We start from the raw sequence: 20,629 nt of genomic DNA, 5'->3' as shown, positions 1-20,629 counted from the left end.
CGCAAGCAGGGCGGTTTTTTTTCGTATGACGGCAGGACGCACCCACTAGCGGGTGCAAGTCCCTTGCTCACCCGACAAGGGCGCGCGCACCAGCGACCCGTGGCTTTTCAGAGGAAGCGAGCAGCAAAGTCAGGGGCCGGCATGGGTTCTCCGAACAGAAAACCTTGCACCTGGGGGCACCCGCTTTCTCGCAGAAATGCCAACTGCGATTCTGTCTCCACGCCTTCAGCGATGACCTCGAGACCAAAACTCTTGCAAAGGTAGATGATGGCTGTCACCACGGCAGCATCTTCCTTGTCACTGGTCACGTTGCGAATGAACGAGCGGTCGATCTTCAGGCGACTCACAGGGTAGCGCTTCAAGAGACTCAAAGACGCAAAGCCAGTGCCGTAATCGTCGAAGGCCAAGCTGACCCCAAGTTCGCGAAGCCCCTCCAGGAGCTTCGAGGTGGACTTGTCGTCACGCAACAGAATATTTTCGACGATTTCAAGCTCGAGCGCATCTGCCGGCAGCCCCGTATCCGCCAGCGCATCCTGGACAGCGGTCAGCAGGTACCCCGATCGCAGTTGCGCCTCGAACAGATTGACGCTGATCGTAAAGTCAGCAACTGTCTTGCGCCACTGCGCCGCCTGGCGGCAGGCGGTGCGCATGATCCACTCTCCGATCGCAGGAGCTGAAGGCTTCTCACTCAGCACATCGATGAATGACGCAGGCGTCAGCAGCCCACGCAATGGATGACGCCAGCGGATCAGAGCCTCCGCCCCGGCCAGCCTACGAGTGTGGGCAAACATCACCGGCTGATAGAAGAGTTCGAATTCTGCGTTCTCGAAAGCTTGACGGAGTTCTCGTTGGAACGCTCTACGCGCAATCGCTACTTCCCGGAATGCTGGCGTGAACATCTCGTAGCCGCCCTTGCCGGCTGCCTTGGCCTTGTAAAGGGCGAGGTCAGCCGCTCCCAACACCTCTTCACCGAGAACACCATGCAGGGGGGCCAAGGCGATACCGATGCTCACGCCAACGATCTCGATCGATTGCCCGCCAAACTCATAGGGCTTCGAGATGGCAGCCACCAGTCGTTCGGCGGCAGCGCGTGCGCGCGCCTCGTCGTTGCCAGGCAACAACGCCACGAACTCGTCGCCTCCCAAGCGGGCAAGCATGATTGCGTCATCGCAGGCGGTTGCCATACGTTGCGCAACCTCTTTCAGGACAGCATCGCCCGCTGAATGACCGAGCGTGTCGTTCACTTCCTTGAAGCAATCGAGATCCAAAAGCAGGACTGTCACCGCGACTTCGCCCGCAAGCGTGGTCTCCAGGCAGGCACGCCATGCCCCGCGGTTAGGAAGATCCGTCAGCGCGTCGATCGAGGCCAGACGGAACAATCGCTCTTCGTTTTTCCGGCGCTCAGTGATGTCCCGTACGATAGCGCCGACACTGACATTGTCCGCCTCGCCCCACGTCGACAGCGATAGTTCGGCAGGGAACTCGGTGCCGTCTTTGCGCAAACCGGAGAGCTCAATGGTCCGATCGGCGAGCTTCATCTCGTCGCCGTGCTGAAGCCGTTCGAGTTCGTCGTCATAAATGCGCCGCCAGCTATCGGGCACGATCACAGAGCCGGGCTTGTGCAGAACCTCCTTAGCGGCATAACCGAAGAGTTGTTCCGCTGAGCGATTCCAGAAGGTTATCTTTCCGGCAACATCAGAGCATATGATTGCGTCCGGAGATGTCACAGCAATGTTTTCGAAGCGCGATTGACTGACGGATCTGAGATGCTCGAGGCGGTACATCTCCATGCGATCCACAATCAGAGCGGCCAGATCGGACAGGTTCTGGCGATCGTCTTCGCTAAAGTGGGTGTGAGCCTCGCTATCGATAAGGCACACCGTACCCAACTTTTCACCTGTGGATGCCGCAAGCGGCTTGCCCGCGTAAAAGCGGATGAATGGCGGACCAAGCACAAGCGGATTCGACGAAAAGCGCAAATCCGCGAGCGCGTCCGGCACGAGCAGAATGTCGTCCTGCATGATCGCATGGGCGCAAAACGACACTTCCCGGCTGGTCTCGCACACGTCAAGCCCGACACGAGCTTTGAAAAACTGTCTGTCCCTGTCGACGAGCGAGATAAGGACGATGGGGACTCTGAATAGACGGGCCGCCAGGTTGACGAGCCGATCAAAGTCTTGCGTCGCTGGAGTATCCAGGAGCTGATACTCGGCCAGGACATTGAGGCGCCTCTCCTCATCCTCCGGCACCGGATATTGCAGAGTGTGCATGACTGTATCGCTCGCTGAACACGCGGTTGACACTAACCGAAACGTGAGTGCAATTAAGCTAGCTAAAGACGTGCCCACACCGGACGTGCCCACACCGCTTACCGCAGGAACCGACGCAGTAACCAACCTCGGCCGCGCCCGTACGGTGCAGTCGGGCACGTCGTTGTTCGCGCTGAAGGGGTCGGGCGACTGCGAGACGCTGGAGATGGTGAAGGCGTATGCGCACCTGGGCGCCTGGTACGGCCCCACGTGCGTGAACAACGTCACCAACGTCACGTTTGCGGCACAGTCGGCCCAAAACAAAAAGCCGCTCCGAGCGGGTAGCGGCTAAGTGCTTGTACTACTAGATAGATGCTTGTACTACTGGAGAATTCTGGTGGGCTGTGAGTGGCTCGAACACTCGACCTACGGATTAAGAGTCCGCTGCTCTACCAACTGAGCTAACAGCCCTTCGGCGTCACGCGCACTGCTGTGCGTGCTGCGAAGAAACAAAATTATATAGGGCTTTTTTTCCGCGCGCAACTGCGCGTCGCGCAAAGCGGGGCCTAGGCGCTACCGGCGCAGCGCCTAGCGCGACGCCACGGGATTGGCGCTGCGATAGAGCGACCATTCTTCCTCGCGCGTGCCGTCGGGCAGGCGACACAGGGCGTACTCACCCCGAGGGCCCAGCATGGGAACGCTGCTGCCGCCCTGGGAGCGGCAGTACACGGACGCCGGGTTGGCCATGCCGATGCGCTGCGTGTCCCGGCCGGCGGCCACGGGCGGCACGGCGCTGGGAGACGAACATGCCGACACCACGCCTGCCGTCAACGCCGCGCCCAGCCCTCGTACGATCGTGGTCATGCCGCACTCGCCTCCACTTGTTGCGCTTCCGGCAGGATGACGGCCTCGCCTTGCGAGAACCGCAGCGTACCGTCGTCGATCTTACCCCTGCGCAATACTTTGCGGTCCCAGAAATAGTCCTGCTCATGGAGCCAGGGGTATTTTGCGCCGTGTTTGGGCATGCGGTGTGCCGCGCGTACAACATATCCGGCGGTGAACTTGGCCAGGGCGTTGCCGGTCTGGGCGAAGGCGGCGTCATCGGCCAGCGGGACGACCTGAGTGTGGCCGGCGCGCTCCATGTGCGCGAGCAGGCGGCAGGCGTAGTCCGCGACGAGGTCGATCTTGAGGGTCCAGGAAGCGTTGGTATAGCCGGTGAAATAGATCAAGTTGGGCAGGTTGGAATACATGAAGCCCTTGTAGATGAGCAGGCGGGACGGGTCGACCGGCTGGCCGTCCACGCTCACCTGCATGCCGCCCAGGCACTGCAGCACCAGGCCGGTGGCGGTGACGACGATGTCGGCGTCGATCTCGCGGCCGCCTTCCATGCGCAGGCCGGTGGCCGTGAAGCGCTCGATCCGGCCGGTGACCATGCTCGCGCTGCCTGCGCGCAGGGCGCGGAACATGTCGCCGTCCGGCACCACGCAGATGCGCTGCTGGCCGGGCCAGTAGTCCGGGACGAAGTGTGTGCGCCAGTCGAGATCCGGGCCGAGCTGCCTGGCGACGTCGGCGACCAGCATGCGCTTGGCGCGCTGGATGTCGCGGGCCATCCGCTTGCGCCGGCGCGCACCGGCCATGATGGTCTTCCAGCGCGTGATGCCGTAGGCGAGGCGCTCCGGCAGGCAGCGACGCAGCGTGTTGGCGAAGCGGTCCTGCGCCGGCCGGTTGACGATGTAGGTGGGCGAGCGCTGGATCTGGTAGACGTGGGCGGCCTTTTGCGCCAGCGAGGGCGTGAGCGTGACCGCCGTGGCGCCCGAGCCGATGATGGCGACCGTCTTGCCGGTGTAGTCCAGATCCTCGGGCCAGAACTGCGGATGCACCAGCGTGCCGCGATAGTCCTCGTAGCCTTCCCAACGCGGCAGATAGCCCTCGTCGTGGCGGTAGTACCCAGCGCAGGACAGCAGGAACCCGCAACTGAACGCCAGGGTGCGGCCCTCGTGCTCAACTCGCAGCGTCCAGCGCTGGGTGGTCGAACTGTAGGCCGCTACGCGCACGCGATGACCGTAGCGGATGTGCTGCTCGATGCCGTTCTCGGCGGCCGTTTCCCGGATGTAGGACAGGATGGAAGGGCCGTCCGCAATCGCCTTGGGTTCCGTCCAGGGTTTGAACGCGTACCCCATGGTGTGCATGTCGCTGTCGGAACGGATGCCGGGATAGCGGAACAGATCCCAGGTGCCGCCCATGCGGGCCTTGCTCTCGAGAATGGCGTAGCGCTTGCCGGGCAGGCGCTGCTGCAGATAGCGCGCGACGCCGATCCCGGACAGGCCGGCGCCGATGACGATGACATCGAAGTGCAAAGTGGACATGGACGAACTCCGTGGGTCGTCGACCACCATACTACCTTTACGAATTTGGCAGCCACCCCGTGCTTTCCCGCATACCGGGGCACGCTCGGCAGCGACGCGGTATCCTAGGGCGCAGCCTGACGACAACCATGAAAAGGAGACACACGTGCCCAAGGCCATCTGCAACGGAGTAGGCATCCATTACGAGATCAGTGCCCCTGAGAATTCCAAACCGATTATTCTGATCGGGGGTGTGGGCACGCAGCTCACGCGCTGGTCCGAACCTTTCGTGCAAACCCTGGCCGCGCATGGCTTTCGCGTGATCCGGTTCGACAACCGCGACATCGGCCTGTCCGATGGCCACGAAGACGCCGGCGTACCCGACTTTCGCGCCGTGCTGGCGGCCAAGGCCCGCGGCGAGGCGCCGGCGGTTCCCTACACGCTGGACGACATGGCCGACGACGTCGCCGCCCTGCTCGATCATCTGCAAATCGAGCGCGCGCACGTCGCGGGCGCTTCCATGGGCGGCATGATCGCGCAACTGGTGGCGATCCGGCATCCGCAACGCACGGCCAGCCTGACTTCCATCATGTCGAGCACCGGCAACCCCGATCTTCCCAAAGCCACCGATGCCGCTTCGCAGGCCCTGACGGGACGCAGGGCCGACCCCCGGGTCGATCGCGCCGCCTTCCTGGACGAGGCCGTGATGCGTGCGCAGGTGATCGGCAGCCCGGCGCACGCGGAAGACGCGGCCGAGCTGCGCGCGCGTGCCGAGGAAGACCTGGACCGGGCCTTCCGGCCGGACGGGTTCGCCCGGCAGTATGCCGCCATCCTGGCCGCGCCGGACCGGCGGCCCGCGCTCGCGCGGCTCAGCGTGCCGACGCTGGTGATCCACGGTGCCGACGATCCGCTGGTACGGGCCGAAGGCGGGCGCGACACGGCCGCGCACGTGCCCGGCGCGCGCCTGCTGGAGATCGCCGGCATGGGGCACAACATTCCGCACGCGCTGAACCGGCAGATTGCCGACGCCATCGCCGAGCTCGCCGCGCGCGCGTGAGCGCGGCGCCACGCATGCTCTAATCACCCTGGCGGGCGCGCCGGCCGCGCCCGCCCTCCTTGCCCCTCCACACCTTCAGCGCCGCGTCCGCTGCCCGCATGACATCACTGCCTGCTCTTGGCCCCTACCTGATCTTTCTCGTCAGTGTTGCGCTCGCAACGATTGCCCAGAACCTCACCGGTTTCGCATTCTCGCTGATCCTGCTGAGCCTGGTCGCGGTGTTCGATCTGGCCACCATCCACGATGCCGCCAACGCTGCCATGATCTTGTCGTTGGCCAACGCCTGGGCCTACTTTCGCCTGCGCGGCGCGAGCCCGCCCTGGCGCTGGCTGCGCCCGACGTTGACGGGCAGCCTGGTCGGTGTGGCGATCGGCGTGGGCATACTCACCTGGCTGGGCAACCATTCGGTGCAGATGCTGCGTGCCCTGCTGGGCGCGAGCATCATCGTGTGCGCCGTCCTGCTCCTGCTCCAGCGGCAGGGCCGCAGCACGATGTCGCCGCCGCCCAGCTTCACCGCCGCGGGCGTGCTTTCCGGGCTGCTCGGCGGCCTGTTCTCCACCGGCGGGCCACCGCTGGTCTTTCACATGTTCCGCCAGCCCATGCCGGCCGAACAGATACGCCAGGCCCTGATCGCCAGCTTCGCCTTCACCTCGCTCGCCCGGCTGGTCATGGTGCTCGGCGTGGGGGGCTTCACGATGCAGTCGTTCTGGCTCGCTGCGGGTGCGCTGCCGGTGGTCCAGGGCATTACCTGGGCACAGCACCGCATCGGCTACGCCCCCTCCCCGGCCGCGCTGCGCTTGGCCGTCACTTTGCTGCTGATTCTGTCGGGCATCGTGCTGCTCGTGCCGAACGGCTGAGACCGTGGCGCGGGCGCCAACCGCGCCCGCGCTGGCTTCGCCGCCTGCGACACGGCCCGGCACGACAGGCTGTCGAGCCTGCCGGCCGCAGCGCAACAGGCCATGTACGCCGACAAGTGCCCGCGCCGCGCGGATCTACGGCGCGGTGCTGCGTCCTGGCCCCAAAGGGCGCTGCATGATGACCGTATCGACCCAGTCGCCCAGCTTGTAGCCGACGGCGGGCATGGTGCCGATCGGCTCGAAACCCATGCGGCGATGCAACGCGACCGACCCCAGGTTGTCGCTGCCGCCGATCACCGCCACCATCTGCCGCCATGGGCCGGCCTCGCAGCGGGCGACCAGGGCGGCCAGCAGCGCGCTGCCCACGCCGAGCCCGCCCGAACCGTCGGCCACGTAGACCGAGTCCTCGATGGTGTAGCGATAGGCAGGACGAGCCCGGTACGAGCCCGCATAGGCGTAGCCCAGAATCGCGCCATCCAGCTCGGCAACCAGGTAGGGCAGGCCGGCGGCGAGCACCGCAGCGCGACGGGCCAGCATGTCCTGCAGCGTCGGCGGCTGCTCCTCGAAGGTGGCGCGCCCGTGCAGCACATAGGGCGTGTAGATCTCCAGCACGCGGGCCATGTCGTCTTCGCGCGCGTCGCGCACGGTGGGCGAGGAAACGGAGCGGACGGTGCTCATGATGGGGGTGTCAGGTCGCAAAGGAAGCGATGATACTGCGCAGGCCCGCGGCTTGCGGCGGTTCGTGCCATGCCCGATGGAGATCACCATGCCAGCAACGCCCAGACTCGACGCCGTGCTCGAAACCGGCCTGTATGTCGCCGACATGGCGCGCGCACGCCGCTTCTACGAAACCGTGCTGCAGCTCGAGCCCATGTTCGACGATCATCGCATGACGGCCTATCCGGTGGGCCCCAGCGCCCTGCTGCTGTTCCAGCAGGGCGCGACGCACCAGACCGAAGTGCTGCCGGGCGGCAGCATCCCGCCGCACCGGGGTGCGGGTGGCGCGCACTACGCCTTCGCCGTGGCGGCGGCCAGCCTGGACGATTGGCGCAGCCGTCTGGCCGCGCACGAGATCGACATCGAAGGCGAAGTGCGCTGGCCGCGCGGCGCGGTGAGCGTGTATTTCCGCGATCCGGACGACAATCTGCTCGAACTCGTCACTCCGGGCATCTGGGCGAACTATTAAAGAATGAGCGAGCGCAAGGAGGCCTGGCGCATGAGCGGCCTGGCTCGCGCACGAACCTTCAGCGCGCCTCGTAGATCATCCCGATCACCAGCAGCAGGATCACGACCAGCCACAGCCAACGGCGTATGCCGCCCTGCTTCGGCTGCTCCTGCCCGGAAAGCCATGCCTTGGCCGGGCCATAGGCTTCGTCCAGGCGGGACACTTCCTGGTAATACCACTCGCGCAGCCGCTGCCGCGAGGCGGGCGGCAGCCGGGCCTCGTAGGCGCGCATCTCGGTGAACTGATCATCCATGAACGCCTGCATGTCCTCGCCGCGGCTCTCGGCTTCGCCGATGCGCGCCGCGATCTGCCGGACCCACGCGTTGACGTCGTCGCGCTCGAAGGTGGTCGGCGCCTCGGCCAGGCTCAGGACGGCCGTACGGCGTGGCGGCCGAGAAGGCAGCACCTCTCGCGTATCCACGGGCAGGCCCGAATTGCCGAAGTCTTCCACCCGGATCCGCAGCATGACGCCACCGCGCGGCGCCGCCCCCTGCACCTGGGCCGAGGCAATGGAGCCCCGGGTGAGGCGCGTGAACAGCCGGCTGTTGTCGTTTCCGGGAACGCGGCCGACGGGCTGGGCGCCATCCGGATCGAGCGACACGACCACGGCATCCTCGACCCCGGGGAAATCGGGAACCGGCGCCAGAAAGACCTGGGTGCCCGGGGGCAGGGCCTGCTCCGTGGCCACGGCGTCGTGCGCCTGTAGCGGCAACAGTCGCAGTACGATCTCGTTCTTCACCTTCGCTCCTTACGAGGAGAATGCTGCCGGCGGCGCCCCTGGTTCGAAGTCCGCCTCGCACAGGGCCGTCAGGCCGCCCGCCGAGGTGCGATGCCGTCCGGCCGCCGCCACGATCTGTGCTTCGTGCCGCCGAAAAGCGTTCAACAGGGCGTCCGCCTGGGCGCTGGGGGCACCGAAACACCGCATGAGCACGTCGGCGCCGATGACGAACACCTTGGGGCCATGCACTTCGTAGAAGATCGTGAAACGCACGCCGTCATGGTCCGCGACCGGCGTGCTTGCTGGCGCTGCGTCGTCGGATTCGCCCACCGGCATCGACGCCTCCGTCGGTATTTTTCTTCGCATAGTAGCAAGATCCTGCAAAATGCAACACATGTCGGCCGCACCCGGGCCCGTGTCCGCGCGCCGATCCAGCAATCCGCATGCCCCGTCGGGGCTCGGCCCAACATAGACCTTACATTCGTTCAACATTCCTCCACAGTTGCCGCGGGCGGCGTCGCTACACTGCGATCCATCAACTCAGGAGACGCATCATGAAACGCTACATCGCCGCCGCTCTCGCCGCGCTCTGTGCGTTGAGCCTCGCCGGCAACGCCCTGGCCCGCGACCGGGATGACCGTGGCCCTCGCCACGAGCGCTCCTGGCGCGACCACGATCGGCACGACCGCCATGACCGTCGCGGAGACCGGCACGACCGCTGGCGCGGCGGCCCGCCACCGGCATGGCACCGCGGCCCGCCGCCGCAAGTCATCGTGGTGCCGCCGCCGCGCGGCCCACGCTGGGGCCGCGGCGACCGCCTGCCCGCACGCTATCGCGAACCGCGCTACGTGGTGCGCGACTGGCGCGCCTACAACTTCCGCCCCCCGCCGCGCGGCCACCAGTGGGTGCACGTCAACGGCGAATACCTGCTGGTCGGGATCGCCACCGGCATGATCCTGCAGGCCATCGCCGGGCGCTGAACCACGGCGCGAACCCGCGCCGACACTCATGTCTCGTCGCCCGTCGACAGCGCCCGCTCCAGGGCCTGGGCGACGGTGCGCAGCACCTGTACCCGCGCAGTTCGCTTGTCGTCGGTCGCGATCACGTGCCAGGGCGCGTGCGGCGTGTCGGTGTGCGCCAGCATGTCGGCGGCCGCACGCCGGTACTGCGACCCCTTGCGACGGTTGCGCCAGTCGTCGGGCGTGATCTTGAAGTTCTTGAAGGCAGTCTTCTCGCGTTCGCGAAAGCGCTTGAGCTGCTCATCGTCGGAGATGCTGAGCCAGAATTTCACGAGGATCGCACCGTGCGCCACCCACTGCGCCTCGAAATCGTCGATCTCCTCATAGGCCCGCATCCAGTCCCGGCGCGAAGCGAAGCGCTCCACGCGTTCGGCGAGCACGCGGCCATACCAGGAGCGATCGAAGATGGTGACCCGGCCCGGCGTGGGCGCATGCTGCCAGAAGCGCCAGAGGTAGGGGTGCGCGCGCTCGATGTCGTTCGGCGCCGAGATCGGGACGATGCGGTACTGGCGCACGTCCAGTGCGTGCCCCACACGGCGGATCGCGCCGCCCTTGCCCGCGGCATCCTTGCCCTCGAAGACGAGCACCAGCGAACGGCGGCCAAAGCGCGCCTGGCGTACGGCGCGGCCCACGCGCGCCTGCCAGTGCATGAGTTCCTTCTCGTAGGCGCCGCGCTTCATCGCGGCATCGCCATAGTCCAGATTGTCCAGGCGTCCGTCGGCCACCTTGACTGGCTTGGCGAAACTCGGCGCCGGGGGCGGCGTGCGCAACGCCGCCAGCACCACCTCGCCCGTGCGCATGGCGCGAAAGCGATCGTCCGCCGAGGGAACCACGATCCACGGACAAGGCTCGGCATGGGTCGAGGCGATCACCCGCTCGCCCGCTTCGCGCAGCCGCGCAAAACGCTTGGCCACCTTGAGATCGTCCGGCGACACGCGCCAGGCCGTATCCGGGTTCGCCGCCAGACGCGCGCAGCGGGCGCGCTGGGCGTCGCGCGAGAGGTGGAACCAGAGCTTGACCACCTGGACATGGTCCGCCACCAGCATGGCCTCGAAGCGGCGCACCGCCGCCGCCATGGACTCCAGCGCCTCTTCGTCCCGTGCGCGGCGCGCGGCCTGCGCGAACAGTGCCTGGTACCAGGACCCGAACACGATGCCGATGCGTCCGCGCGCGGGCAGCTCCCGCCAGTAGCGCCACATCATGGGCCGCGCCAGTTCCTCCGGCGTGGGCGTGCCGAAAGCGAGGGTGCGGATGTGGCGCGGGTCCATCCACTCGTTGAGCAGGTTCACCGCAGAGCCTTTGCCGGCGCCATCCAGGCCCGCGACCACGAACAGGATGGCGCGGTCCTCGCGCGCGAGCAGTTCGTACTGCTGCACCAGCAACTCGGTGCGCAAGGCCGCTTCGCGCGCGCCATCGTCGTTCTCGGCAAGCACCGGGTCGGTTTCTGCGTACGCCAGAATGTCGTTCATCGATGCGACTCTCCCTCGTGAGCGCGGTCGTTCGGCGCCGGCACCGGCCGGCGGGGCCTGGAGGACGGCGACGGCCATTCTCGCCATGCCGCGGCGCTCTCGGCAAGCCCGGATGCGGTGCGCGCACGCAGCATGCGTTCCCGACGCAATGCTAAGGTTGCAGCTCGCCGCAGCGCGGCGGCACCCCCACGCACAGGAGACTCCGTTTTGCCCGTAGCACCCTCGAATCCGCTTTCCTCCGGCGCACGCCGTCGCTTTCTCGCCAGCACCGCCGCCGTCGCCGCGGCCGGTCTGCTCGGCCCCGCCGCCGCGGCCGAGACCTTCGAACCCCAGCTCGGCCGCGTCGGCAGGGACGTCATGTGGCTGCCCACGCCGGACAGCATGATCGAGCGCCTGCTGCGCATGGCGGGTGCCGGCCCGCAGGACAAGCTCGTGGACCTGGGTTCGGGCGACGGCCGTTTCGTGATCGCCGCGGCGCGCGACTTCGGCACCCCTGGCCTGGGCGTCGAGTACGACGCCAAGATGGTCGAGTACGCGCGTGGCCTCGCCGAGGCCGAAGGCGTGGCCGACCAGGTGAAGTTCGCGCAAGGCGATGTCTTCGAAACCGACTTCTCGTACGCCAGCATCGTGGCGATGTACCTGCTGCCCACGCTCAACCTGCGGCTGCGCCCGCAACTGCTCGCGATGGCCCCGGGCACGCGCATCGTCACCCATGCCTTCGACATGGGCGCCTGGACACCCGACGAACGCACCGAGGTGCAAGGGCGCGACGGGCACCTCTGGATCGTGCCGGCCAACGCCGGCGGCGTCTGGCGCGCCGAGGACGGGACGTCGCAACCCCTCACGCTCGAACTGGAACAAACGTTCCAGCGGGTGCAGGGCCTGGCGCGTTGGACGGACCTGGCGACCAGCCTGCGCGAGCCCCGCCTGAGCGGCAACCGGCTGCAGCTCGCCTATACCGACCCCGCCGGCGAGCTGCAGCAGCTCGATGCCGCCGTCGAGGCGGACACGCTGCGCGGCGTTCTGCGCAGCGCACGAGGCGAGCGCGCCTTGATTGCCCGCCGCGTGGGTGAGGCGCCCGCCATCGGCGGCAGCGGCGCGGCCAGCAACGAGGAGATGCAAGCCGCGGCGGCCCTGCTCGGCGAGTGGTGAGGGGGGCTGGGCCGACTGCACGACAGCGAGGAATTACCAATAGTTCCCGGAAACAAGTTGTGGCATGCTCGAACGGCTGACCCAGCCAGGCGGAAGGGGCCTCCACAAGAGGCCGGTAAGCGGGGCCGCCTGCCTATCGCCCCCGTCGACGACGGGATACTGGAGACTAGTCGATGCAACGCCGTTCGTTCCTCAAGCAAGCCACTCTCGGGTCTGTCGCCGCCGGCGCAGCCACCGTCGCCGCGCCGGCCTTCGCGCAGGATGCGCCCACCCTCAACTGGCGCCTGGCCTCGAGCTTTCCGCGCAGCGCGGACGCGATCTACAGCGGGGGCGAGGACCTCGCCAAGTACGTGTCCGAGGCCACCGGTGGCAAGTTCAACATCCGTGCCTTTCCCGCGGGCGAGATCGTGCCCGCCCTGCAGGTGCTCGATGCGGTCCAGAACGCCACGGTCGAATGCGGCCACTCGGCGTCGTACTACTACTACGGTAAGGATCCCACGTTCAGCTTCGATGCCGCCGTGCCCTTCGGCCTGAACACGCGCCAGATGAACGCCTGGGTGATGCACGGCGGCGGCATGGAACTGCTGCGGGAATTCTTCGCCGAATACAACGTGGTCAACTTCCCCTGCGGCTACACCGGCACCCAGATGGGCGGCTGGTTCCGCAACGAAATCAAGTCGGTCGACGATCTCAAGGGCCTGAAGTTCCGCGTCAGTGCGTTCGCAGGGGCGGTGCTCTCCCGCCTGGGGGTCGTGCCCCAGCAGATCGCCGGCGGCGACATCTACCCGGCGCTGGAAAAGGGCACGATCGACGCGGCCGAATGGATCGGGCCCTACGACGACGAAAAGCTCGGCTTCAACAAGGTGGCCAAGTTCTACTACACCCCCGGCTGGTGGGAGGGCACGCTGCAAGTCTCCCTGTACGTCAACCAGAAGGCCTATGACGGCCTGCCCAAGCACTACCAGGCGGTGCTAGCCAATGCCGCCGCCCACGCCACCAACATGATGATCGGCACCTACGACGTGGAAAACCCGCAGGCGCTGCGCCGCCTGGTCGCCAACGGCGCCCAGTTGCGCTCCTTCCCGAGGGATGTGATGGACGCCTGCTTCAAGGAGTCCAACGCCGTGTACGCCGAACTTGCCGGCAGCAACGCCAAGTTCAAGAAGATCTACGACCACTACATGGCGTTCCGCGACACGCAGATCCCGTGGTTCCGTGTGGCCGAGAACAACTTCGACCAGTACATGTCCGGCGCCGTGGGCCGCCGCTGATCGAGCCGGCACGGGTATGGCCGTGGCCGGGGCGGGCAATGGCGCGCCCTACCCGGCCAGCCATTGCGGCGGCAGGCGCAGCAACTGGTCGCGAAAGCGCTGCGCCGCCGCTGACAGGCTGCGGCCCTTGCGCTCTACGATACCGACCGCCCGGCGCACGGTGGGGCGGCGCAGCGGTACGGCCGCGATCGGCCCGCCGCCCAGCAGGCACGTGGCAAGCCGCGGCACGACCATCACCCCCAGCCCTTCGCGCACCAGCGCACCGCAGATCGACAGCTCACCCTCGCATTCGTAAGCCGGCGTAATCGACAGCCCGGCCTGCGCGAAGGCCGTGTCGGTCAGCGGGCGGATGCTGCTCGAGGGCGACACGGCGATCAGCGGCCGTGTGCGCAACACCGCCCAGGCCGCCGAGCGTTCCCGCGCGAGCGGATCGTCCTCGCGGCACACCAGCACGAACTCGTCGAGCCCGAGCCGAGTGAAGGTCAGGTAACGGCCGGCGGGCGGCTGGGTGCCGACGGCGAAATCCACCTCACCGGCCTCGACCGCGGCCAACAGCGGCGCGGCCGACATGCCGCGCAGGCGGAACAGCACACCGGGGTAGGCGGCGCGGAATTCGGCGATCGCCCGCGGCAGCACATGCACGCCCATCGAGGGCAGCATGCCGATCACGACGCGCCCGCCCCGGCCTTCGACGAACTGCACGAGGTCGGCGAAGGTGTCGTCGAATTCCGCCACGATGCGCCTGGCCATGGGCAGCAGTTCGCGTCCCGCGGCGGTGAGCGCCACGCTGCGCGTATCGCGGTCGAACAGGCGTGCGCCGACCACGGCTTCGATGTGCTGGATGGTGCGGCTGAGCGCCGGCTGCGATACGTGCGCGCGGGCGGCGGCCACCCGAAAGCTCGCGGCTTCGGCCAGATGGACGAAGGCCTTGAGCTGCTGGGGCGTCAGGGGAATGCGGACAGACGTGCTCATGACAGCGACCGGGCGATACATTGATGCGCCAAGGTTATTACAGGCATCAGCAATACGCACTTCTCCGTATCATGCCGCCTGCCTATACTGCTCGCATCGCGCCCCGGCATCCGGAGGCGCGGAACCAATGCCCGACCACGGGCTGGAGGAGACCATGTCGCATGCCCCCGCGCAGCCGCTGGCCGGCATCCGCGTTCTCGAGCTCGGCCAGGTGCTGGCCGGCCCGTTCGCCGGCAGCATCCTGGCCGACCTCGGCGCCGAAGTCCTGAAGATCGAGCGCGTCGAAGGCGGCGACGACGCGCGCCGCATGGGCCGGGACTTTCGCCACGGCGACGCCCTCACCTTTCACATCTTCAACCGCGGCAAGCAGTCGATCGCGCTGGACCTGACCGCCGAGCCCGGGCTTGCCGCCTTCGAGACGCTCGCCGCGCAGGCCGACATCCTGGTGCACAACCTGCGCCCCGGCGTGGTCGAGAAGCTCGGCATCGACGGGCCCGCGCTGTGCGCCCGCCATCCCCGCCTGATCTACTGCGAGATCTCCGCCTTCGGCCACGCCGGCGAGCACGCCGGCAAGCCTGGCTACGAGCCGCTGATCCAGGCCTACAGCGGGCTGTCCAGCACGAACGGCGGCCCCGACGACCCGCCGACACGCGTGGGCGCCTCGATCTGCGACCAGGGCTCGGGAATGTGGGCGGTGCTCGGCGCCCTCGCGCTGCTGCAGCGCCGCCATCTCACCGGCCGCGGCGGCATCGTGCAGACTTCCCTGCTCGAGACCGCGCTCAGTTGGGCCGCGCAAAAGGCGGACGCCTACGTCAACGAGGGCAAGCTGCCGGAGCGGCATGCCTCGGGCCACCCCGGCATGGTGCCCTACGAAGCCTTCGACACCGCCGACCTGCCCGTGCTCGTGTGCTGCGGCAACGACCGCCTGTTCGCCAAGTTCGCCCAACTGATGGAACACGACGACTGGCTCGCCGACGAACGCTACGCCACCAACCGGGCCCGCCTGCAGCACAAGGAGCCGCTGCTCGCGCAGATCCGCGAACGGCTCGCACAGGCGCCGCGGGAGGTCTGGCTCGAACGGCTGAGCGCCGCCGGCATTCCCTGCGCGCCGGTGCACAGTCTGCCCGAGGCGCTGGCCGAACCGCACGTGCAGGCGCTCGGGCTGCACGCCCAGGTGCCCGGCGAGGATTTCACGCTCACCGCGCTGCCGCTCAGCCTGGATGGGCAACGTCCGCTGCCGGCGCACGCCGCGCCGCGGCTGGGCGAGCACAATGCCTGCCACGGCATCGCGGCGCATCCGGCGCCCTGATACCACCAACGACGGCCCGGTAGAGGCCAGGAGAAGACGATGATCCCCAACCTGATGCGCAAGGCCGCCCTCGGCCTGACCATCGCCGGCCTCGCGCTCGCCACGAACGTGGCCGCCGCAGCCGAGTTCCCCAGCGCCCCCATCCGCATGGTGGTGCCCTTCGCGGCCGGCAGCGGCACCGACCAGCAGGCGCGCGCCTTCGGCCAGGCGCTCACCGAGCGCTATGGCGTGACCGTGGTGGTCGAGAACAAGCCCGGCGCGGGCGGCTCGCTCGCCGCGCAGGACGTGGCCCGCGCCGCGCCCGACGGCTATACGGTGCTCATGACCACCAACACCACCCACGCGGCCAACGAGCATCTCTACAAAAACCTGCCCTACGACCCGGTCAAGGACTTCACCCCGGTGACGGCGCTTTCCAAGGGCGCCATGCTGATGGTGGTCAACGCCGGCTCGCCCGTGAAGTCGGTCGGCGAGTTCATCGCGCTCGCCAAGGAAAAGCCGGGCGGGCTCACCTTCGGCAGCGGCAGCTCGTCCAGCCGCGTGGGCGGCGAAATGTTCCAGCAATTGACCGGCGTGAAGATGCTGCACGTGCCCTACAAGAGCAACCCGCAGGCGCACATCGACCTGATCGGCGGGCAGATCGACGTCGTGTTCTCGGACGTCTCGAGCACCATCGCGCACGTGCAGAGCGGCAAGCTGCGCGCCCTAGGCTACACCGGCGCCAAGCGCACGCCCATCCTGCCCGATCTGCCCACGGTGGCCGAGGCCGGCGTGCCGGGCTACGAGGTCTCCTACTGGACCGCGATGTACCTGCCCCCGGGCGCACCGCAGCCCGTCGTCGACAAGCTGCACGAGATGTTCGTGACCGCCAACGAGGCCGCGCCCATGCAGCGCATACGCGCCGCCTCGTCTTCCGAAGTGTTCACCACCACGCCGCAAGGTCTCGCTGAATTCCAGGCCGAGGAGTCGCGCAAGTGGGGCGAAGTGATACGCGCGGCCGGTATCGAACCCGAATGAGCGCGGCATGACGGCGCCGGCCGCGGGCGGCCGGCAACCGGCCGGGCGCAAACCGCACACAACGAGGAAGAACACATGAGCAGCGACAAGATCGTCCGCATCGGCGGCGCCTCCGGGTTCTGGGGCGACAGCGCCACCGGCGCCACCCAACTGGCCGCCGTGCAGGGCCTGGACTACATCAGCTTCGACTATCTTGCCGAGCTGACCATGTCGATCCTGGCGGGCGCGCGGGCGCGCAATCCCGAACGCGGCTATGCCACCGACTTCGTGGACGTGGCGTGCCGGCAGATTCTCAAGACCTGCGTGCAGAACGGCGTCAAGCTGGTCTCCAACGCGGGCGGCATCAACCCGCACGCCTGCGCCGCCGCGCTCGCCGCCCTGGCCGAGGAGCTGGGCGTGACAGTGCGCATCGCGGTGGTCGACGGCGACGACGTGATGGCCCAGGCCGAGGCGCTGCGCGCGCAGGGCGTGACCGACTTCTACAGCGGCGCGCCGATGCCTGCCCGGCTCATCAGCGCCAACGCCTACCTGGGCGCGCTGCCGCTGCGCGCGGCACTGGATGCCGGCGCCGACGTGGTGATCACCGGCCGCGTCGTCGACAGCGCGCTGGTGCTGGGCGTGCTCATGCACGAGTTCGATTGGCGCGCCGACGATTACGACCGGCTCGCGGCGGGCTCGCTCGCCGGCCACATCATCGAGTGCGGCTGCCAGGCCACCGGCGGGCTGCACACCGATTGGGACCGGGTGCCGGGCTGGGCCGACATGGGCTACCCGATCATCGAATGCCATGCCGACGGCAGCTTCGTCGTCACCAAGCCCGAGGGCACCGGCGGCCTGGTCATCGCCCCGGCGGTGGCCGAACAGATGCTCTACGAGATCGGCGACCCGGCGAGCTACGTCCTGCCCGACGTGGTCTGCGACTTCACCCAGGTACGCATCGAGGACGTGGGCGCAGACCGCGTGCGGGTGAGTCAGGCCCGCGGCCGCGCGCCCACGGCGCACTACAAGGTCTCGGCGACCTATGCGGATGGCTTTCGCTGCCAGAGCACCCTCTCTATCGTGGGCTTCGACGCGGTCGCCAAGGCGCGCCGCACTGGCGAGGCCATCCTGGAGCGCACCCGCGCCATGTTCGCCGCCCAGGGCCTGCAGGACTACAGCGCGGTTGCCCTGAACGTCATCGGTACCGAGGAACTGTACGGCCCACATGCGCAGGCCCTGCCCCTGCGCGAAGCGACCATGCGGCTGGCCGTGCGCCACCCGCAGAAGGCGGCGCTGGAGATCTTCGCCAGGGAGATCGCACCGGCGGGTACGTCGTGGGCACCCGGCACCACGGGCTCGCTGGCAGGCGGGCGGCCCGGCGTGTCGCCGGCGATCCGCCTCTTCACCTTCCTGATTCCCAAGGAACAGGTCAGCCCCGGCGTCACGCTGGACGGCGCCGCGCTCGCCGTGCCGGCCGCGCCGGCCGCCGCACCGACCGACGCGCCCGCGCGCGGCGCCGCGATCGCCGCGGCCGCGGACAGCGGCGAGGAAGCCCAGGTCAGCGTGCCCCTGGTCCGCCTGGCCTATGCGCGCAGCGGCGACAAGGGAGACATCTCCAACATCGGCATCATCGCGCGCCACCCCGAGCTGCTGCCCTATGTCGCGCGCGAGGTCACGGCCGAGCGGCTGCGCGCCTACCTGGCCCATCTGGTGCAAGGCGAGGTTACGCGCTACGAGGTGCCCGGCATCGGCGGCTTCAACTTCGTCCTGCAGAACGCGCTGGACGGCGGCGGCATGGCGAGCCTGCGCACCGACCCGCTGGGCAAGTCGATGGGGCAGATCGCGCTGTCCATGATGGTGAACGTACCCGAACGCCTGCTGGCCCTGGGCCGCTGACCGACAGAGCCGCCGGGCGCGCCCGGCAGCTCTGTTGCAGTGCACATTGACAAGTACTTATGCTCAGGCCTAGCATAAGTAACTAGCCAAGCACCGGAACAGGCGCTTTTTTTTGTCCGACAAATACTCAAAATGAGCATAAAACCCGAGGCGCGACGCGCCGCGACGAACGTGCCGCCCCTGCCGGCAATCATGGTCGAGCCCGTGGTGCGCGCCGCGCTGCTGGAGGACCTGGGCCGCGCTGGAGACATCACGACGGATGCCATCGTGCCCGCCGTACAGCACACGCAGACCGCGCTGGTCGCCCGCCAGCCCGGCGTCGTCGCCGGCCTGGACCTGGCACGCATGGCGTTCCAACTGATCGATCCCGAGATCCGCTTCGAGGCCCGCCTGCCTGACGGCAACCGCCTCGCGCCGGGCGACACGCTGGCCGTGGTGAGCGGACCCGCGCGCGGCATCCTCACCGGCGAGCGCGTCGCCTTGAACCTGCTGTGCCACCTGTCCGGCATCGCCAGCGCCACCGCCACCATCGTCGACAGCATCCGCGCCCACCGTGCCGAGGTCGTGTGCACCCGCAAGACCCTGCCCGGCCTGCGCTCGCTGCAGAAATACGCGGTGCGCGTGGGCGGCGGCAGCAACCACCGCTTCGGCCTGGACGACGCCGTTCTCATCAAGGACAACCACATCGCCATCGCCGGCGGCGTGCGCCCGGCCATCGAGCGGGCGCGCCAGGCGGTCGGCCACCTGGTCAAGATCGAAGTCGAAGTCGACACGCTGGCGCAACTGAGCGAGGCGATGGAGAGCGGCGTGGACGCCGTCCTCCTGGACAACATGCAGCCGGACGAGCTGCGCCAGGCGGTCGCCTTCGTCGCCGGGCGCGCGATCACGGAAGCCTCAGGACGCATCACGCCGCAGAGCGCGCCGGCCATTGCCGCCAGCGGCGTCGACCTGATCTCCGTCGGCTGGCTCACGCACAGCGTGACCGTCCTCGACATCGGGCTGGACCACCTACGCTGACCCGGGCCGGCGCAAGCCGGCCGACATCCGGAGCCCCACCATGCATCCTGTTCCAAAGCGCGGGCTGGGCATGTTCGCCCTCGCGATCTGCGCCACCGCCGCCGCAACCCTGGCATTCCGGGGCGGCGCGCTGGCCACGAGCAGCCAGCCGGCGGCCTGGCCGAACCAGCCGATCACCATCGTCGTGACCTTTCCGCCGGGCGGCGGCACCGACCTGCTCGCGCGCAAGCTGGGCGAACGCCTGGCCACGCGCACGGGCCAGCCCGTCATCGTGGAGAACCGTCCCGGCGCGAGCGGCAACGTGGGCGCACGTTGGGTCGCCGACGCGCCCGCCGACGGCCAGACGCTGCTCATGGTGAACAGCTCCTACGCGATCAGCCCCGCCGTGTTCAGCAAGCTGCCCTTCTCGCCGGAACAGGATTTCACGGCAGTCATCAACGTGGCCTACGTACCGACGGTCATCGTGGTGCCGGCCGCGGCGCCGGCCCGGAATCTGGCCGAATGGCTCGCCGGCCGCGACGGCCTGGCGCCGCCCTATGCCTCGTGCGGCAACGGCACACCCCAGCACCTGGCCGGCGAAATGCTTGCCCGGGCAGCGCAGCGTCCGCTGCTGCACGTACCCTACCGCGGCTGCGGCCCCGCCCTGCAGGACGTCGCCGCCGGGCAGGTCGGCGCGGCCCTGGTCACGGCCTCCAGCGCCGCGCCCTTCATCGAATCCGGACACATCCGGGCGCTCGCCGTCACCTCGCCCGAGCGCTCGCCCGGCCTGCCCGAGGTGCCGACCGTGGCCGAGAGCGGATTCCCGGGCTATGCCCTGGACCAGTGGCATGGGCTGCTCGCGCGCCGCGACACCGCGCCCGCCCATGTCCAGGCGCTCTACGAGCACCTCGCCGCCGTGGCCGCCGAGCCCGACCTGCAACGCGACCTGCGGGCGCTGGGCTTCAATACGGTGATCGAAGGGCCGGCCGTCTTCGAGCGCATCGTCAAGCACGATATCGAGCGCTTCGCGCAGTTGGCGCAGGCCGCGGGGCTGCGGGTGGACTGAAGCCCGGGACGAGAAGCCAGGCGGCGACGACT

Annotated in this window: 20 protein-coding genes and 1 tRNA gene; 12 read left to right on the top strand and 9 right to left on the bottom strand. The window is 68.2% G+C overall.

Annotation, left to right across the window (positions count from 1 at the left end; all coding sequences use genetic code 11):
* Positions 1-107 precede the first annotated feature (107 nt).
* Complete coding sequence (locus FOZ76_RS20225) at positions 108-2,270, bottom strand: putative bifunctional diguanylate cyclase/phosphodiesterase (protein ID WP_143950082.1); 2,163 nt, start codon at positions 2,268-2,270, stop codon at positions 108-110.
* On the opposite strand from FOZ76_RS20225, the gene FOZ76_RS27735 reads away from it, so the two are divergent.
* Positions 2,269-2,601 carry a hypothetical protein gene (locus FOZ76_RS27735; RefSeq protein WP_211366343.1) on the top strand — a complete coding sequence of 111 codons (333 nt, stop codon included), beginning with the start codon at positions 2,269-2,271 and terminating at the stop codon, positions 2,599-2,601. The two genes, FOZ76_RS20225 and FOZ76_RS27735, sit on opposite strands and share 2 nt — an antisense overlap.
* Before the next feature lie 43 nt (positions 2,602-2,644).
* Here FOZ76_RS27735 and FOZ76_RS20215 read toward each other — a convergent pair.
* From FOZ76_RS20215 to FOZ76_RS20205, 3 genes are all read right to left on the bottom strand, one after another.
* Positions 2,645-2,720 (bottom strand) — tRNA-Lys (locus FOZ76_RS20215).
* 117 nt (positions 2,721-2,837) lie between these two features.
* Positions 2,838-3,113, bottom strand: a complete 276-nt coding sequence (locus FOZ76_RS20210; RefSeq protein ID WP_143950081.1) for a putative hemolysin — start codon at positions 3,111-3,113, stop codon at positions 2,838-2,840.
* Positions 3,110-4,615: a flavin-containing monooxygenase gene (locus tag FOZ76_RS20205; RefSeq protein ID WP_143950080.1), complete on the bottom strand. Its 1,506-nt coding sequence runs from the start codon at positions 4,613-4,615 to the stop codon at positions 3,110-3,112. Before FOZ76_RS20205 ends, FOZ76_RS20210 begins: the two co-directional genes overlap by 4 nt.
* Positions 4,616-4,760: 145 nt before the next feature.
* Between FOZ76_RS20205 and FOZ76_RS20200 the strand changes: the two genes are divergently transcribed.
* Entirely contained in the window at positions 4,761-5,651 is an 891-nt protein-coding gene (locus FOZ76_RS20200) for an alpha/beta fold hydrolase (protein ID WP_211366340.1), read from the top strand.
* A gap of 98 nt (positions 5,652-5,749) precedes the next feature.
* Complete coding sequence (locus tag FOZ76_RS20195) at positions 5,750-6,508, top strand: TSUP family transporter (protein ID WP_143950078.1); 759 nt, start codon at positions 5,750-5,752, stop codon at positions 6,506-6,508.
* A 135-nt stretch (positions 6,509-6,643) separates the two neighbouring features.
* Here the strand turns inward: FOZ76_RS20195 and FOZ76_RS20190 are convergent, their stop codons facing one another.
* Positions 6,644-7,189, bottom strand: coding sequence for a GNAT family N-acetyltransferase (locus FOZ76_RS20190; RefSeq protein WP_425473344.1), 546 nt, complete (start codon positions 7,187-7,189; stop codon positions 6,644-6,646).
* A gap of 85 nt (positions 7,190-7,274) precedes the next feature.
* Between FOZ76_RS20190 and FOZ76_RS20185 the strand changes: the two genes are divergently transcribed.
* Complete coding sequence (locus FOZ76_RS20185; protein ID WP_211366338.1) at positions 7,275-7,694, top strand: VOC family protein; 420 nt, start codon at positions 7,275-7,277, stop codon at positions 7,692-7,694.
* A gap of 58 nt (positions 7,695-7,752) precedes the next feature.
* On the opposite strand, the gene FOZ76_RS20180 is transcribed toward FOZ76_RS20185, so the two are convergent.
* Positions 7,753-8,472: a hypothetical protein gene (locus tag FOZ76_RS20180; protein ID WP_143950075.1), complete on the bottom strand. Its 720-nt coding sequence runs from the start codon at positions 8,470-8,472 to the stop codon at positions 7,753-7,755.
* A 9-nt stretch (positions 8,473-8,481) separates the two neighbouring features.
* A complete protein-coding gene (locus FOZ76_RS20175) occupies positions 8,482-8,817 on the bottom strand; it encodes a DUF1488 family protein (protein ID WP_170235553.1) in 336 nt (111 codons plus the stop codon).
* Between the two features lie 188 nt (positions 8,818-9,005).
* Here FOZ76_RS20175 and FOZ76_RS20170 point away from each other — a divergent pair, with 188 nt between their 5' ends.
* Complete coding sequence (locus FOZ76_RS20170; RefSeq protein WP_143950073.1) at positions 9,006-9,431, top strand: RcnB family protein; 426 nt, start codon at positions 9,006-9,008, stop codon at positions 9,429-9,431.
* Between the two features lie 26 nt (positions 9,432-9,457).
* On the opposite strand, the gene pap is transcribed toward FOZ76_RS20170, so the two are convergent.
* Positions 9,458-10,939 carry a polyphosphate:AMP phosphotransferase gene (gene pap, locus FOZ76_RS20165; RefSeq protein ID WP_143950072.1) on the bottom strand — a complete coding sequence of 494 codons (1,482 nt, stop codon included), beginning with the start codon at positions 10,937-10,939 and terminating at the stop codon, positions 9,458-9,460.
* 207 nt (positions 10,940-11,146) lie between these two features.
* Between pap and FOZ76_RS20160 the strand changes: the two genes are divergently transcribed.
* Both FOZ76_RS20160 and FOZ76_RS20155 read left to right on the top strand, forming a co-directional pair.
* Positions 11,147-12,091: an SAM-dependent methyltransferase gene (locus FOZ76_RS20160; protein ID WP_170235552.1), complete on the top strand. Its 945-nt coding sequence runs from the start codon at positions 11,147-11,149 to the stop codon at positions 12,089-12,091.
* A gap of 173 nt (positions 12,092-12,264) precedes the next feature.
* Entirely contained in the window at positions 12,265-13,362 is a 1,098-nt protein-coding gene (locus FOZ76_RS20155) for a TRAP transporter substrate-binding protein (protein WP_143950070.1), read from the top strand.
* Positions 13,363-13,410: 48 nt separating this feature from the next.
* Here the strand turns inward: FOZ76_RS20155 and FOZ76_RS20150 are convergent, their stop codons facing one another.
* Positions 13,411-14,334 (bottom strand): LysR family transcriptional regulator, encoded by a 924-nt coding sequence (locus tag FOZ76_RS20150; RefSeq protein WP_170235551.1) that lies wholly within the window; start codon positions 14,332-14,334, stop codon positions 13,411-13,413.
* 154 nt (positions 14,335-14,488) lie between these two features.
* On the opposite strand from FOZ76_RS20150, the gene FOZ76_RS20145 reads away from it, so the two are divergent.
* The 5 genes from FOZ76_RS20145 to FOZ76_RS20125 all read left to right on the top strand — a co-directional run bounded on the left by FOZ76_RS20145 (position 14,489) and on the right by FOZ76_RS20125 (position 20,597).
* Positions 14,489-15,643, top strand: coding sequence for a CaiB/BaiF CoA transferase family protein (locus tag FOZ76_RS20145; protein WP_143950068.1), 1,155 nt, complete (start codon positions 14,489-14,491; stop codon positions 15,641-15,643).
* Between the two features lie 39 nt (positions 15,644-15,682).
* On the top strand, positions 15,683-16,660 hold the full coding sequence (locus tag FOZ76_RS20140; RefSeq protein WP_425473322.1) for a Bug family tripartite tricarboxylate transporter substrate binding protein: 978 nt from the start codon (positions 15,683-15,685) through the stop codon (positions 16,658-16,660).
* Between the two features lie 75 nt (positions 16,661-16,735).
* Positions 16,736-18,535: an acyclic terpene utilization AtuA family protein gene (locus tag FOZ76_RS20135; RefSeq protein WP_143950067.1), complete on the top strand. Its 1,800-nt coding sequence runs from the start codon at positions 16,736-16,738 to the stop codon at positions 18,533-18,535.
* Positions 18,536-18,667: 132 nt separating this feature from the next.
* Positions 18,668-19,552 (top strand): carboxylating nicotinate-nucleotide diphosphorylase, encoded by an 885-nt coding sequence (gene nadC, locus FOZ76_RS20130; protein ID WP_143950066.1) that lies wholly within the window; start codon positions 18,668-18,670, stop codon positions 19,550-19,552.
* 70 nt (positions 19,553-19,622) lie between these two features.
* Positions 19,623-20,597, top strand: coding sequence for a Bug family tripartite tricarboxylate transporter substrate binding protein (locus tag FOZ76_RS20125; protein WP_143950674.1), 975 nt, complete (start codon positions 19,623-19,625; stop codon positions 20,595-20,597).
* Positions 20,598-20,629 lie beyond the last annotated feature (32 nt).

Origin of the sequence: Verticiella sediminum (assembly GCF_007558815.1) — a bacterium.
Lineage (GTDB): Bacteria > Pseudomonadota > Gammaproteobacteria > Burkholderiales > Burkholderiaceae_B > Verticiella > Verticiella sediminum.
This window is presented reverse-complemented; position numbering and strand designations above follow the sequence as displayed.

Coding starts and splice junctions, on each gene's coding strand:
- FOZ76_RS27735 (WP_211366343.1), top strand. CDS start 2,269: ATGACTGTATCGCTCGCTGAACACGCGGTTGACACTAACCGAAACGTG.
- FOZ76_RS20225 (WP_143950082.1), bottom strand. CDS start 2,270: ATGCACACTCTGCAATATCCGGTGCCGGAGGATGAGGAGAGGCGCCTC.
- FOZ76_RS20210 (WP_143950081.1), bottom strand. CDS start 3,113: ATGACCACGATCGTACGAGGGCTGGGCGCGGCGTTGACGGCAGGCGTG.
- FOZ76_RS20205 (WP_143950080.1), bottom strand. CDS start 4,615: ATGTCCACTTTGCACTTCGATGTCATCGTCATCGGCGCCGGCCTGTCC.
- FOZ76_RS20195 (WP_143950078.1), top strand. CDS start 5,750: ATGACATCACTGCCTGCTCTTGGCCCCTACCTGATCTTTCTCGTCAGT.
- FOZ76_RS20185 (WP_211366338.1), top strand. CDS start 7,275: ATGCCAGCAACGCCCAGACTCGACGCCGTGCTCGAAACCGGCCTGTAT.
- FOZ76_RS20175 (WP_170235553.1), bottom strand. CDS start 8,817: ATGCGAAGAAAAATACCGACGGAGGCGTCGATGCCGGTGGGCGAATCC.
- FOZ76_RS20170 (WP_143950073.1), top strand. CDS start 9,006: ATGAAACGCTACATCGCCGCCGCTCTCGCCGCGCTCTGTGCGTTGAGC.
- pap (WP_143950072.1), bottom strand. CDS start 10,939: ATGAACGACATTCTGGCGTACGCAGAAACCGACCCGGTGCTTGCCGAG.
- FOZ76_RS20155 (WP_143950070.1), top strand. CDS start 12,265: ATGCAACGCCGTTCGTTCCTCAAGCAAGCCACTCTCGGGTCTGTCGCC.
- FOZ76_RS20150 (WP_170235551.1), bottom strand. CDS start 14,334: ATGAGCACGTCTGTCCGCATTCCCCTGACGCCCCAGCAGCTCAAGGCC.
- FOZ76_RS20145 (WP_143950068.1), top strand. CDS start 14,489: ATGTCGCATGCCCCCGCGCAGCCGCTGGCCGGCATCCGCGTTCTCGAG.
- FOZ76_RS20140 (WP_425473322.1), top strand. CDS start 15,683: ATGATCCCCAACCTGATGCGCAAGGCCGCCCTCGGCCTGACCATCGCC.
- FOZ76_RS20135 (WP_143950067.1), top strand. CDS start 16,736: ATGAGCAGCGACAAGATCGTCCGCATCGGCGGCGCCTCCGGGTTCTGG.
- nadC (WP_143950066.1), top strand. CDS start 18,668: ATGAGCATAAAACCCGAGGCGCGACGCGCCGCGACGAACGTGCCGCCC.
- FOZ76_RS20125 (WP_143950674.1), top strand. CDS start 19,623: ATGTTCGCCCTCGCGATCTGCGCCACCGCCGCCGCAACCCTGGCATTC.